Annotated in this window: 11 protein-coding genes; 4 read left to right on the top strand and 7 right to left on the bottom strand. The window is 48.7% G+C overall.

Annotation, left to right across the window (positions count from 1 at the left end):
- Positions 1-464 precede the first annotated feature (464 nt).
- Positions 465-3,806, top strand: coding sequence for a GLUG motif-containing protein (locus C1721_RS09760; protein WP_102408167.1), 3,342 nt, complete (start codon positions 465-467; stop codon positions 3,804-3,806).
- Between the two features lie 308 nt (positions 3,807-4,114).
- Here the strand turns inward: C1721_RS09760 and C1721_RS09765 are convergent, their stop codons facing one another.
- On the bottom strand, positions 4,115-4,708 hold the full coding sequence (locus C1721_RS09765) for an RteC domain-containing protein (RefSeq protein WP_102408168.1): 594 nt from the start codon (positions 4,706-4,708) through the stop codon (positions 4,115-4,117).
- Positions 4,709-4,931: 223 nt separating this feature from the next.
- Between C1721_RS09765 and C1721_RS09770 the strand changes: the two genes are divergently transcribed.
- Positions 4,932-5,837, top strand: a complete 906-nt coding sequence (locus C1721_RS09770; protein ID WP_102408169.1) for a helix-turn-helix domain-containing protein — start codon at positions 4,932-4,934, stop codon at positions 5,835-5,837.
- 36 nt (positions 5,838-5,873) lie between these two features.
- On the opposite strand, the gene C1721_RS09775 is transcribed toward C1721_RS09770, so the two are convergent.
- Genes C1721_RS09775 through C1721_RS09800 form a run of 6 tightly spaced genes read right to left on the bottom strand, consistent with a single transcriptional unit; the run spans position 5,874 to position 11,836 of the window.
- Positions 5,874-6,995 (bottom strand): NAD(P)-dependent alcohol dehydrogenase, encoded by a 1,122-nt coding sequence (locus C1721_RS09775; protein WP_102408170.1) that lies wholly within the window; start codon positions 6,993-6,995, stop codon positions 5,874-5,876.
- Positions 6,996-7,001: 6 nt separating this feature from the next.
- Positions 7,002-8,174: an iron-containing alcohol dehydrogenase gene (locus C1721_RS09780; protein WP_199830403.1), complete on the bottom strand. Its 1,173-nt coding sequence runs from the start codon at positions 8,172-8,174 to the stop codon at positions 7,002-7,004.
- Positions 8,175-8,189: 15 nt separating this feature from the next.
- Entirely contained in the window at positions 8,190-9,110 is a 921-nt protein-coding gene (locus C1721_RS09785; RefSeq protein WP_102408171.1) for an alpha/beta hydrolase, read from the bottom strand.
- 8 nt (positions 9,111-9,118) lie between these two features.
- Complete coding sequence (locus C1721_RS09790; RefSeq protein ID WP_102408172.1) at positions 9,119-10,249, bottom strand: carboxymuconolactone decarboxylase family protein; 1,131 nt, start codon at positions 10,247-10,249, stop codon at positions 9,119-9,121.
- Positions 10,250-10,266: 17 nt separating this feature from the next.
- Positions 10,267-10,956: a flavodoxin gene (locus tag C1721_RS09795; protein ID WP_159063569.1), complete on the bottom strand. Its 690-nt coding sequence runs from the start codon at positions 10,954-10,956 to the stop codon at positions 10,267-10,269.
- Positions 10,940-11,836 carry a cyclophilin-like fold protein gene (locus tag C1721_RS09800; protein ID WP_102408174.1) on the bottom strand — a complete coding sequence of 299 codons (897 nt, stop codon included), beginning with the start codon at positions 11,834-11,836 and terminating at the stop codon, positions 10,940-10,942. The genes C1721_RS09795 and C1721_RS09800 overlap by 17 nt, the downstream gene beginning before the upstream one ends.
- Before the next feature lie 515 nt (positions 11,837-12,351).
- Between C1721_RS09800 and C1721_RS09805 the strand changes: the two genes are divergently transcribed.
- Together C1721_RS09805 and C1721_RS09810 are read left to right on the top strand one after the other, a co-directional pair.
- Positions 12,352-13,587 carry a site-specific integrase gene (locus tag C1721_RS09805; RefSeq protein ID WP_102408175.1) on the top strand — a complete coding sequence of 412 codons (1,236 nt, stop codon included), beginning with the start codon at positions 12,352-12,354 and terminating at the stop codon, positions 13,585-13,587.
- 20 nt (positions 13,588-13,607) lie between these two features.
- Positions 13,608-14,861, top strand: coding sequence for a site-specific integrase (locus tag C1721_RS09810; RefSeq protein ID WP_102408176.1), 1,254 nt, complete (start codon positions 13,608-13,610; stop codon positions 14,859-14,861).
- Positions 14,862-14,890 lie beyond the last annotated feature (29 nt).

Raw genomic sequence — 14,890 nt, forward strand, 5'->3', positions numbered from 1 at the left:
GCGGATATAATACATTTGTTCCCGTTATATGAAACAAATACTGCTTGACTGTTGGTAAACCTGAAACCTTTTCTTTATCTTTGTCATGCGAGTGCGGCTAAAGCCTTGATATCCGGAGAGCCGGAAGCAAAGACAGGCGGCGGCGACACTCGCGGTACATTATGGTAACGGAAAGCGTTTAAAGATATCATCTCTTACCAATCGAACTTCGCAACTTTGATTAAATACTGGAGAGATGGTAGCAACAAACGCTCACGTACATTGTTTATATAGGTGGCCTCCCGCCGGGGAGACGTATATATAAGATAATGGCGTGAGTGCTGTTGCTTATCTTCAGTATAGGTTATGCGAAGACCTGATTGGTAAGATAAGATGACGGCATCTCACGCCTTTTTCGTATCTGTACGGCCGGTTTGGCACATAGGGTTTCAGAATCACTTGTATAAACAATAAAATATATAACCATGAGTACGGCTAATACGATTGCTCTCCTGAATGAGCTGGCAAAAGATGTAAAGAACGATTGTTGTCTTACCGCGAAAGTATTGCCCCCGCCAACCTGCCAAACACGCAAGCGGGGGAGGGAGTATGTAACCCAACATCACAACAGCATCATGAAAACAACCCATCTCATCCTCACCGGCCTCTTCTTCCTGTCCCTTGCCATTACGGCACAGGCGCAAAGCCCCGGTCCCAACCCCGCAGATACCACTTACTGGAAAGACCAGCTCGCAGACGTAGACGTAGGCAGTAGCAATAACAGGGACGTTGTCGTGTCTACCACCAGTAGCGCTAGCGGCATCGATACCACCTACAAGGTTAAAACCGCTAAAGGCCTGGCCTGGATTGCCTGGATTACGAACGGAGATTCCTGCTATGTTGAAGGTCAGTATAACACCGAAAACTATCCCTGCCGCAAAGGCTTCGAAGGCTGCAAGGTGAAGCTGGATTTTACGGGTGACAGCCTCTCCCTTCGCGAACATTACTGGACGCCGATAGGGGATAACATCTCTCGTCCTTTCAAAGGCGCTTTCGACGGCAACCACAAGCTTGTGGCGGGGCTCAAGGCGGATACAACGGTAATAGATCAATATCCTGTTGAAGCAGCCTACGTCGGCCTGTTCGGGTATATATATAATGCTTCGGTCAGCAACGTCGGTGTGTGGGTTGCGGCGGAAGGGATAACGGGTAGTTCAAATAACGATAGCTACGTCGGTGGCATAGCCGGTTATAGCTCCAAGAGCACTATCCGCAACTGCTTCGTAGCCGGTGATGCCGGGGCAACTATAACGGGGAAAGGTAGTTCCTGTTATGTTGGTGGTATCGTAGGACAAAATTTGGGGACAGTGGAGAACTGCTATGCTACCGTAGATGTCTATGCGTCGGGTAAGTATAGTGACGTCGGTGGAATAGCCGGCATAAATGAACGTGACGGCTCTATCACTTCCGTGTATGCAACAGGAAATGTTACAGGGACAGCCAGCTATTGCGATGTCGGCGGTATCACCGGCTATAACGCCGGCACGCTATCCAAAGCCCTGGCCCTGAATAAAGACAGCCTGTCGGCGAGTGCTGGTTCTGGTGATCTTAACCTCGGACGTATATCCGGTGATAAAAGCTTTAGTCCTACCTTTTCGCAGTGCTACGCCTCTACCAACATCAAACTGGTGCCGAAGGGCGCAACGCGTGAGGACAATTACTTCGACGGCACCGACGCCAGCGTTGCCTCCGACTTTTCCGAGCTCTTTCCCACCACGGGCGGCACTCCTGCCTGGGCTACCAACGGCGATGGCAACCTGCCCAAGCTTAGAGACTTCAATGCTGTTGCCAATACCTCTACCGGCGCGCCCGGCCAGCCCGCGCTGGCCTGTGCCGACTACCTGGCCACGCTTCCTCGTGGCACCGAGGGCAACCCGTTTGTTATAAACCTGGCTAGTATATCTAGTGGGGATAACGAGAATAAGTATAGCTATTCCAGTGGTCTTATCACCCTGCAAGAACCCGATTCCTGCTACCTTATCAAAGGCAAATCGTCGAACACTCGCACCGTTACCTTTAATACTGAGAGGGTGCTAGTTACCGATACCTGCCGTATTTACGCCCGGGGCGGTTGCACGCTTGACACCCTGCTGATTCCTGCCGGCATCACCTGCGTTATCCGGGGCGACAGCCTCCGCGCCAAATCGTGCCAGGTGAAGGGCCATCTGATAACGGAAGTGCCGGTGGTGCTCGAGATGCCTGAGGCCTCGTCGGGAGATGCGTGGAAGTATAGCAGCCTCTATATAGACAGCGGCAGCGTAACGGTGAACGATACGCTGAGGGCGTATGCGCACGCTAGTGGTTTAGGATACGGAATTAACAGCACTGGCGCTTATACATTCACGATAGGCGAAAAGGGCGTGGTTTATGCTTATGGAGGATTCCGGGGATGCCATCTGTTTAGTGACACGCCAGCGGAGATTAAAGCCGGCGGCATCCTGCGGGCAGCAGGAGGTTCGGATGCTATAGCCGCCGGAGACAGGTCTCTCTCTTTCCCTGCAATACAATGGACGTTTGAGTATACTCCCGACGCCGACAAATTGACGCTGAAGAAGGACGGCGGTAGCGAGGTTGCTACCTTTTCCGAGAAGGAGTTCGGTTCCTATTTCGGCGAGGCAAAACTCTTCGCCGCCAATGTAGAGGGCAATGCCACCACCTATAACTTATATCAGGAGGGGAGCGCTACACCGCTTAACGGTCGCGTGATAATAAATTACCAAATGGTAGCTACCTTTACGAACAAGTTTGTTGCACTGGAAAGCAACGGGGTGCAGTCTTATAGATATGTGGGGCTGCCAATGGAGAGGCTTGCCATTGTCCCGGATAGCATAACCCTGACCAACCCTTGTGTATATTGGAAAGATAAGGAGATTACAGGTACGCACTTCGACAATGTGCTTTCCTGTGAGATGAAGAAGTTGTGTATAACGTCAACCGGTACTAACTATGTCTTGCTGAATGGCGTTACCATCACCGACAGCCTGCTGGTGAAGGCGAATGGGTATGCAAATTTCTATTTGTTACAGCCGGAGGGTAATGCCGCTAATGCACTGGGACATGTCCGGGTGGAGAAGGGCGGCTCTTTAATCTTTAAGGCAGTCGGCCAGGGTACTGCGCCTGCTACGGACTTTGTGAACAGCGGCACTTTCACCGATCACACCGGCCTGGTAGAGCAGGTTAACGCCTCCATAACGCCCGGCGACACCTTTACCGTGAAGCGCCCTTCCATAAAGGGTACGCCGGAGGCTACTCCCGGCGGCACCGTTACGCTGACGGCTGTAGGCTGCTCTACGAAGCTAACGCGCAGCAGCAACAGTACCGGCCCTGCATATAGTTACACTTGGCAGGAATGGAAAAATGAGCGCTGGGAGGACATGAGTGGTCAGACGACAGAGGAAGCGACAGTGGGGAAAGGCAAGTACCGTTGCCAGATGACGTATGCGCTGCAGGTGTCCGACGGTTCCAATAGTGCCTATGTCACTACCACTGCTGTAGAGGTGAAGGAGAAGAGCGCGCCTCCCTACATCCCGCCTGTAATTATCCCTACCTCCAACGCGGAGGTAGCGCCGGATGCTGCCTGCGTATGGCTGGCCGGCGGGCTGCTGTACATCTGTACGCCGCAAGCTGCCGACATGCGCATTTACACCTTTGGCGGCAACCTGCTTCATTCCGCGCATATCCCTGCCGGGGATACCACGATACAGGCGCCCGACAGCCCCTGTATCGTGCTGATAGGTAAGCAACGGTTTAAGCTTGCTCCGCGGTAAAGGCGATTTCATCAGGTCGGACACAAGGAGCAGCACCGGGAATTGTAAAAGATAGCGGATTTCTCGGATTATTGCTGTATCTTTGTGAAGGATAAGAAACTTTTATGTATCTGTCTGAATGACAGCGCAGAGCGGAGATTAAGAAAGTTGTCGGTAACGATTTAGCGACCATGTAACTGCACTGAACTGCTGCGCTTTGCATCTCGTCGAACAACTCTATGCAAATATAGCGTTTTTCTTGGAAATAGCAAAATCGGCGATTGTGTTTATGCAAAATGCGGACAGAATCTTCCATCCGCATTATTTAATCAGCGTCGCCGCTCCTGTTCTTTTTCATCGTCGCGTTGCATCCGCAGGTTCAGACGCTCGCGCAACTTGTCGAGAAAATAGGTACGGCTCTCGCCCTTGCGTCGCTTGATGTCCGCATAAGCGTCGTAAACGCTTCGCGCATCGAGACGAATGCCGAACAGTTCGCCGAAGAATCCGGCCAATTCATTTATGGCTGCTTCGCCGTCGTCGATACGTTTCGTCTCCTGCAAGGCATATATCAACTCGACTAATTCGACAACCGTACCCGTCCAACGTCGTTTGCTTACATGTTTTTTTGACGGGCAGGTATCGCCGTAGCGATTCAATATCTCCAGTTCCGTGTCGATATATCCGATAACGATATGTAAGAATCGAATTTGAGTGCGGCTCTCCGGCATTTCCTCTTTCGAGATATATCCGCATAATACGTGCAAACGGATACGCGCATAACGCAAAGTACGAAAAACGGCTTTGCGGTCGTCCTCCCCATCGCAGAGGGAACGGAGTGTATTGTCGAAGTCGCGGAACAGTTCTTCCGTGACGGCTTTGATGGCGGATTCTACCAAATGATCTGCTGTAATATAGTGTGTCATATTTATTTATCTTTCAATTTATAAATCTCTTGATTTCAATTCTCATATTGTTTTACACACGATAATCAACGGTGGAGATTTATTTTTTAAAAGGTAAATTAGACACAAACAACCTACTGTAGATGATTATGAAGTATGGTATATTTTACAAATGAAATAGACGCAAAGTACTCTGTATATGGAGAATAATCTATATTTTTGCAATCAGCTATTTTTTTAATAAATGGGTGAAATAAAGAAAATATCTACCGTCCACGATTTCAATGTCCTCCTCGATGTGGAAGACCGGCATCCGCTTGTCAGTGTGATCGACTTTTCGGCATACCCGCCACGTCCTCTTTTTCGCGCATTGTTGGGAGTTTACGGCATCTATATCCGAGAAGACGAGCCGCAAAATGTGGTTTACGGCACGAGTAAATATGACTTTCTCGGCGGTACGCTGATTGCCATTGCTCCCGGCCAGATAAGCGGAGCTGAAGACATTGGGCGCCCCGTACAACGCAAGGGATGGGCAATCCTTTTCGATGCGGAGTTACTGCATGGTACATCTCTCGCACAAAAAATCCAGCAATACACGTTCTTCTCCTACGAAGTGAGCGAAGCCCTGCATATGCAGGATTCGGAACGGGAGACAATCGTCGAATGCCTGAAACACATCCGCACGGAATTGTCCGGGCCGCAGGACGAATACAACCGCGCGATTTTGGTTGCATATATCGAAGTGCTGCTCAACTATTGCATGCGGTTTTACGGACGGCAATTCGCTACGCGCAAAACTGCAAGTAAAGATATTCTGGCCCGGTTCGAACGGATACTGACCGAATACTTCGACAAGGGCGAGCAGATTCGGCACGGATTGCCCAGCGTACAAGAATGTGCAGAACGGTTATCGTTGTCGCCCAATTATTTCGGCGACCTTGTCAAACGGGAAACCGGAGAAACTCCACACGAACACATCCAGCGCTTTCTGATAGAGCGTGTTAAAAAGAGTTTGGCGGAAGGCGGAAAGACAATCAGCGAAATCGCATACGATATGGGATTCAACTATACCCATCATTTGAGCCGTATGTTCAAGAACGCCACCGGAATGTCCCCGAAAGAGTATCTCTCCGCATTGAAACTGAAATAAGCGGCTCTTTGATATTTTAGGGAGCCGCCTATCTTTCTATTCCAACGATTTCATGTCGATTACATAACGGAAATGTACTTTCCCGTCCACGACATTTCTCCAAGCCTCATTGATTTGCTGAATGGGGATTACTTCCACTTTCGGATAGATACCGTGCGATACCGAGTAATCGACTGTTTCCTGCGTTTCACGCATTCCCCCGATAACCGAAAACCACACCTTTCGCCTGCCTCTCAATCCCAATACCGGAACGACCGGTGCATCCTTTGCCGCCGGCATTCCCACAACAGCCAGTTCTCCATCCATTTTGAGCATATTCACATAAAGCATCGGATCGTAAGCAGACGGTATCGTGGAGAGAATAAAACTGAACATGTTATTCAAGCCTTCCAGTTCTTCGATATTCCGTACATTCACGTAGCGGACTGCCCCCATGTCCAATGCCTCGTCGCGTTTTTCATTGGTAATGTCAAAAACAGTTACTTCTGCTCCGATTGCCACGGCATATTGCAGCGCCATGTGTCCTAAACCGCCGAAGCCGGCAATTCCCACTTTATCGCCACGTTTCACCCCTGCGTGCATAATCGGCGAATATGTCGTAACACCTGCACACATAAGCGGCCCGACCTTTTCTATGTCTGCTCCTTTCGGAATCGTAACGGCAAACTGTTCGTCCACTACCATATTGTTCGAGTAGCCGCCCTGCGATATTTCATTGTCATGATAAACATCCTTGTCCCCGTATGTCAGTACGCGCCCATGCAGGCAGTACTGCTCTTCCCCGGAATCGCAATACTCGCAATGCCGGCAGGAACCCACCATGCAACCGACACCTGCATAATCACCGACTTTGAACCTTGTAACTTTCAATCCCGTCTGTACGACACGTCCTACTATTTCGTGCCCGACGACCAACGGATAGCTTTGCGGGCTCCAGTCGCCGCGTCCCTGATGAATATCGCTATGGCAAACTCCGCAATAAAGCGTTTCGATCAGAATATCGTTTTCTCCTATCGGATGGCGGCTAAAGTCATACGGTTTCAGTTCTCCATCGGCAGTATGGAGGGCGTAACCTTTCGAGGCAATCCGCTCTGTGGTCTGTGCAAAGCCATGCAATGATAAGATTGCAGCGGCCAATGTAAAAATCAATCGTTTCATTCGTTTCTATTTATAAGATTTTCTATAAATCTGTATGCAATCCTCTTCGGAGATCTGAACACGGTCGAGCTGGAATAGCCGCCCCATTGTTTCGCGGGCATTGCAAGCGAAAGCAGCGGCCTCTTCCATACTGATGCCATAGTCCGACATTTTCAAGTCGGCCACCCCGCACGTATCCTGCAATTTTCCGAGTGCCTTAATGAAATCTCCGGGTTTGGCAGCATCGGCCATACCCATTGCCCGCGCCATTCGCACGAACCGTTCATCGCAAGCGTGTACCTCAATCATGTGAGAAAAATAAGCCCGGCTTATCATAACCAGCCCCGCTCCATGCGGTAACTCCTGATGATATGCGGACATGGCGTGTTCCAATGAATGCTGGCTCGTCACGCCGCCGACACACATCACCACGCCCGACAGATAGCTGCCCCACGCCACATGGGAACGTGCTTCCAAATCATTTCCGTCATTCACGGCCATAGGCAGATAGCGGGCGATATGTTCTATGGCAGTCTGCGCATACATATCGCTCATCGGATTGGCACGGTTCGACACATAACCTTCGATACTGTGAAACAAGGCATCGAAACCCTGATAGGCCGTGAAAGCAGCCGGAACGGTAGTCATTAACTCCGGATCAATGACCGCCAGAACGGGATAGAGCGACGGATGGCCGAATCCGGTTTTTTCATGCGTTCTATCGTTCGTTACCACGCAGGCAGAGTCCGTTTCCGAACCTGTTCCGGCAGTAGTGGGTATGGCGACCACGGGCAACGGGCGGCATTCCACCGCACGGCCTTTACCCGTCCCGCCGGAGATATAGTCCCAATAGTCGCCGTCGTTGGTTGACACGACCGCAATGGCTTTTGCGGCATCAATCACACTGCCTCCACCGAGGGCGACGATCATGTCGCAACCGTTCTCTCGTGCCGTTCTGCCCCCTGCCATGACAGTTCCGACAAGCGGATTAGCTTCCACTTTATCGAAGACAGCGTATGAAATTCCGGTGAGCTTCAGTTGTTCTTCAAGCCGGTCGAGATACCCGTTTACCCGTGTAGAACGTCCGTTGGAGATCACCACAAGTGCCCGTTTTCCCGGCATCGCCTGCTTGTGCAGGTTATTCAGTTCCCCTACGCCAAAAATCGCACGCGTAGGTATATACATATTGAAATGTTCCATGATTATTTTTGTCTTTCACTTGTTCAGCGATTCGTTAAAAAATTCCGTCATTTTTTTGACAGCCATGTCGATATACTTCGGATTATCGTAGAGGTCGAAGTGTCCGGCTCCCTCGATTACGTATAACTCTTTCGGCCCGTTCGACAGTTCGACAGCCCGCTCGCTTTGCCACAGCGATCCGGCTTTGCTTCCCGCCACGACCAACAACGGGCGGTCGAGCAGTTCGGGGATAAATTCGTAGGCGTCGAACGTGATTCGATTGGCCATGCCTACAAACCGGAACTTGTTGGATGAATTGGGATGCAGGGCACGGGCCGGATTCCGGTAGTAATCGCTTGCTTCGATCATATCGGGGTAAGTGTTCCCGTCTATTTCATCGGCTTCCGGCACATAATGGGTATAACGCACCTCCGCTCCGTTCACTTCTGCCGTGCGTTGCTCGGCGATTTCATCGAGACGGCGCTTCATATCCTCGATACTCCGCTTTCCATCCCATCCCTGCCGGGTCGTAGCTCCCGGATTGGTACAGCAGATTCCGCAAACGGCTTTGATGCGCCGGTCGGTCAGCGTGGCGAAGATGGCATAGCCCGCTCCTGCGCAGGAGCCGATAGCACCGATACGTGCCCGATCCACATAAGGCAAGGTAGTCAGGTAGTCCACGGCGCATTTCACATCCTCGCTCCGTTCATAAGGATTGTCCCACAAACGGGGTTCGCCTTCGCTTTCGCCTTGGTGGGAGGCATCGAACGTCAGGACGATAAATCCCGCTTTTGCCATGCTTTCGGCATAGAGTTTCGAGGTCTGCTCTTTTACGCCTCCTCCGGGGTGGCATACGGCAAGTGCGGCATACCGTTTTGTCTCGTCAAAATTATCCGGCAGGTACAGGCATCCCGCCATGTTCCAGTTCCAATTCCTGAATATCACTCTCTTTTCCATATCGTTTTTTACTTGTTATTTACTTCTATATAATCCTCCTCGCTTACCGCTTCCAGCCATGTATCCTTGTTTTTGTCGGGATTGGGGATGACCGACACGTGGCTGAACTCGCAGTCTATCGCCGCTCCGTGCCAGTGCACCACGCCCGGACGAATGTTCACGACATCTCCGGCCGACAAAGCCTGCGCGGACTGTCCTTTCTCTTGATACCAGCCCCTGCCTGCCGTGCAGAGCAGAATCTGCGTGCCGGTATGCACGTGCCAACGGGTTCTTGCCCCGGCCTTGAACGTTACATTGGATGCTTGACAGGGGATATTGCTGTCGGCTGAAACGAGCCGTTGGTTGAATACCTCACCCGTAAAGTAATTCGCCGTCGAGATACGACCACGGGGGAATATGTCGTCGATAGGTTCCGGCATCGGGTATTTCCGCTCGAAAGCGGCACTCAATACCTGATCCGCCCGCCATGCTTCACGTGTGCCTACTTTATTCTTCAACGTATGGACGATTTGCCATACCTGCCCATTGGTCAGTCCGGCATTGGCCGCGTAACGCAGATGCGATTTGATCTGCCCTGCCGTCCCGTCGAGTGCCGATAAGGCGGAGAGCGTGGCGATTTCACGGCTTGCCTCGTCTAAATTGTCCCTCCCGAAAAGGTCTCCGAACAAATGGGCTTTCAGGCAGTAGTCGATAGCGGGGGCAAATGACATGATACCGCCCTCGACCGGATGTCCCGACAGACGGGTCTGTACCTCTGTTCCTAATTCCAACGCGCTCTTGTCGCTCGGCATCGGCGTCGCTTCCACCCCTTCCGTATCCGTGATTCCTTTCTCACTCCGCTTATCAAGAACACTCTTGAAGGTTGTGAGGGCGTTCAGACTGCGAGGGAAGCCCGTATAGGCGTAAAGATGGGTTAGAATTTCTTTAATCTCACTGATTGTCAGCCCGGCATCCAACCCCTCTGCAAGAGCTTCCCGCAGATGTTCCGTATCTCCTTTGGCCGTCAGTGCGGCGATAGGAACAATCGCCTGCTGTTTCTTGCTCAATGTTTCCATTTCCTGTGCATTCGTTTGTGCGATTCCGCCTATGGTAAATAGGACAGACACCGCAAGTACTAAAATTCGAGTTTTAAGTTTCATATCTTTTTATCGTTTGTTTATTCGATACCGATCCACTCCGAGAGCAGTTCCTCCAAATTATTCGGAATGTTATAGGATATTCTCAATCCGTCGGCTACCGAAGATTCGGGACAAAGACGTGCGATATTCGCTTGTGCATCTTCGATACCGACCGCCATACTGGTACAGAACGGGCGGATGGTCTTGCCTGTAAAATCGTACTCTTCGAGGAACGTGCGGATTGCCATCGGCTCGCAATAGCGCCATATCGGGAAGCCGATATAAATAATATCGTAATCTTCCATATTGTCCACATGGGTAGTCAGTGCAGGACGCGCATCGGCCTCGTATTCCTGTAAGGCGATTTCGGAACACTCCGTGTGCGATACGGGGTAGTCGCGTGCGGGTATGATCTCGAACAGGTCGCCGCCAGTCAATCGGGACAGTTCCATAGCTACGGTCTGCGTGTTACGTGTTTTGTTCGTAGCTCCCGATACGGCATCCGTACCGTCAGGCACATGATTTGCCCGTGAGAAATAGGCGACCAGTACCTTGCCGTTGCCGCTGGAAGGCGTATCGGGTTCGTCCGGAGATTCGGGAGTGTCGGGCTGTTCCTGCTGCTGCGGTTCCGTTTCATCCCCACCGCAGGCCACGGAAAACGGCAGTACGAATGCCGCAAAGAATATCGATATAAAAATAGTCCGTTTCATACTATTCCGCTTTTTCAAACCGAACATCCACATTACCGATGCCGTCGAAGATTTCGACACCCGAATCCACCCGTCCGATGGATTGCATCTGAAAATGTTCTCCGTTCTGTTTATACATGATTACAAAACTGTGCATGGGCGGATAATAGACGATTTCACCCACCTCATATCCCCGTGAACGGGCATTGTCCGTCGGCAGGGCTTCCGGGAAACGATAACACATCTCCCGCCCGTACAAATCCATCATCGGCAACGTAACTGGCATTTTTTCCACGAATGCCCGTGTTGTTGCGTTATCTTCCAAAGTTGCGGTCAGAGTCCGACCGTTTACCGTAATTTTCATTTTCGTTACCATATCGTTGTCATTGTCTGAATTTTCATTATCATCTTCGTTTTCCGCTAAAGCTATCGTTACACGGATATTCTGCCCCAATGAACGCACCGTTTCTATATTACTCGTAATAGCTCCGATAATTACCAGATTGCCGGTCGATGAAGAGTTCGCTTCGTCACTGTGAAATATCACGAAATCATCACCGGCCGTCCAAAATGCCAGATCGCCGTCGTGCCAGCCATATTGCACATCGGTTTCATCATATGCCAACGCGGGGGATATGCCGCCGCAATAGTCGTGCGCTCCGCGATTGAGTGTTATAGTTACGGGGAGGCGGGAAAGCAGGTCGCGGGCTGTGCGGTTTTCGTTCAAATATCCTTCGAGTACCGTTTCGCCTACGGTCAATGTGATGGCTGTTCTGTTGGTGGAACTATTGTCATCGCCCCCGCCGGGATTTTGGGGAGTTTCCGGAATGGCCGGATCGTTTTCAGAAGTGTTCGATTCACAAGCCGACAGCGAAAGTGTCATGCACATCGCCATCATCATAGTCGTTAAAATTTTCATATCCGTTACTTTTTTAATCGTTTATACCTTAATTTATTGTAGAGAGTATCGCTGCAACTTTCTCTGTTGCAAAAGTAGCGGATGCCGAAGTCTTAATTTCAACGCAAAATATCGGTTCTTATACCAATTTCTACGATGGAATTATAATTATGAATCGCCCGACTATGGAGGGTCGATTGTCCCCCGTCAGGGCAAGGCTTTTGAGAGTAACTCAAAAGGTATCGAGTTACCCAAAAAACAAGGAGTGTAAAAGGAGAAAGGGAGAAAATTAGGGTAATTAATTGATAGATAGAAATGTATGTCTTTTAGTGGCTTTGGATGCCGAGTAGCGAAAATGCAAGGAAAAGCGGATTAAAGCAAACTTTCCGTTTCTAAACCGTTACCCGTTCCGAGAGGCGAAAAATACGGCAAACTGATGACGTTAAACGTCTGGTTATAGCACTGTTTGTCTGTGGTTTACATTGTTCGGATAACTCACAAAGAAAGTAATTTTACGAACTTAAAATGTGAGCGTTATGAACAACGAACTAAAGGTATCTTTTTACCTCAAACGAGAGGGCAACACGGAGAGGACAGAAACAAATCCCGATGCCGTTTTTCCGATTATCGGAAAAATCAGCATCGGCAACACCATCGCACAATTCGGCTTAAAGCTGAAAATTGAAGAACGGCTTTGGAGTGTAAAATCAGGTCGGGCAATCGGCAAAAGCCGTGCTGCTGTTGAACTCAACAGAGAGATTAATAAAATTAATCTCTCCATACACACGCACTACAAGGACATTTTAAAGCGAACCGGAAAAGTAACCGCTATCGAAGTGAAGAACGCCTTTCAAGGAATTGCCACAACACAAAAAACACTGCTTGTCCTGTTCGCTGAAATGATGGAAGATTTCAAAGGGAGAATAGGCATCGACAGGGCACAATCCACCTACAAGCAGTATGAAGTCCTTTACAAACAGCTCAAACAATTTCTTCGGGAAGAATACCACGTAGAGGATATTCCCCTTGCCGAGTTAGATTTGCCTTTCATCGAAGCATTGAATTTCTTTTTCCGTGTAAAACGTAGGATGAAGCCGAGAACCGTTAAGGCTCGGATTGTCTTGCTAAATAAAGTAATACATTTGGCATTGCATCGAAGAATTATCACCCGTCCGCCTTTTGACGGTTTTGAATTGGAAAAGACGGAACTTAAAAACAAGTCGCTCACCAATGACGAACTGGACTTGTTAATGAAAACTCCCCTTAAATCAGGCACACAACGGTTTATCCGTGATATGTTCTTGTTCTCGACCTTTACCGGCTTGGCTTATGCAGACGTGCATAAACTCTCTTGGAAAGATATTATCACCGAAGATGACGGTAGTTTGTGGATTTCAGCCAACAGGCAAAAATCACATACGGAGTTTAATGTAAAACTATTGAATATCCCTATCCGAATCATGGAGTATTACAAGGGGCTGGCTCCCGATGGAAAAGTATTTCCGCACATGAGTTTGGGACAGGTGAATGTTGGCTTAAAACGAATTGCAAGGAACTGCGGTATCAACAGGGCGTTATCCTACCACATGGCAAGGTACACGTTTGCTTCCCAAATTTGCCTTTCACAAGGCGTTCCGATTGAGAGTGTAAGCCGGATGTTAGGGCACAAGCATATTGAAACAACCCAACGCTACGCACGTCTTAACAATGAGAAGATAGGCAACGATATGCAGCAGCTATCTGCACGTCTTGCCACTAAATTCAACTTTTAACAATCCAAAATGTAGATATTATGCAAAACAATAGAAGCACTTTCGCTATACTCTTTTACTTAAATACCAGCAAAAAGAAAAAATCAGGTAATTGCCCTGTCATGGGGCGTATCAGTGTGGACGGTAAAAGTTCGGCTTTCAGCACGGGCTTAGAGTTATCCCCTGAAAAATGGGATGCCAAACAGGGAATAGCCATAGGCAAATCAAAGGAAGAAACAACTATCAACAAGCAGATAGAAAGCTATCGGGCTGAACTTGTCCGCCACTATAAAATCTTACTGGAGAATAAAAGCTACATTACTGCTGAAATACTTAAAAACGCTATCAAAGGAATTGGCATTAAACAAAACACCTTAATACAGGAGTTTGCAGCCTTAGTTGAAGAAAAACGGCAGTCTGTCGGTATCTTGATAGTAAAAACCACCTATACACATTTTTATCGTGCTTATCAGCATTTGAAAGAGTTTTTAGGGTACAAATACGGGATAACAGACATTCCGTTTACCCAAGTTGATTTTGATTTTATAGAATCGTATGTTTACTATCTGAAAGTCAATTTGCAATTAAGCGCAAGCACAACCAACAATACAATAAAACCATTACGACGGGTTGTAATGAGAGCCTTAAACAAAGGTTTGATGTATCAAGACCCGTTCTTTGGCTATCGTCCCCAGCGGATAACCATTACACGGAAATGGCTATCAATGGATGAGATAGAACGGTTGATGCAAGTAGACATGAAACACGAAAGTGCTAATTTTATCCGTGATATGTTTTTATTTTCGACATTCACAGGGCTTGCCTATGTGGACTTGAAGAACTTACGGCATGATAATATTGTACGGCAAGAAGATGGCAAACAGTGGATTGTCTTAAATCGGCAAAAGACCGGAACAACTTCTTACATTCCCCTGCTTGATATTCCGTTACGGCTTATTGAGAAATACCGGAATACAGCTTTTGCCGGGCTTAATGGAAAGGTTTTTAGGTTATGTACAATAGAAAATGCTGATATTCAATTGAAAAAGATAGCCAAAGCAGCCAATATTGATAAACGTTTGACCTATCATATGGCAAGGCATAGCTATGCAACCCTTTGTCTTTCAATGGGTGTTCCAATAGAAACGATTAGCCAGACATTGGGACATCGAAGCATTTCCACTACTCAAATCTATGCGGACATAACCCGTACCAAAATCAATGAGGATATGACAAATTTAGCGAAACAGATTCAAGGAAAGTATGTACTATCCGAAACTGATAATAAAATTTAAAAACAGTGTAGACGAAACAGAAAATTCCT

Origin of the sequence: Parabacteroides bouchesdurhonensis (assembly GCF_900186615.1) — a bacterium.
In the GTDB taxonomy this organism is placed as follows: domain Bacteria; phylum Bacteroidota; class Bacteroidia; order Bacteroidales; family Tannerellaceae; genus Parabacteroides; species Parabacteroides bouchesdurhonensis.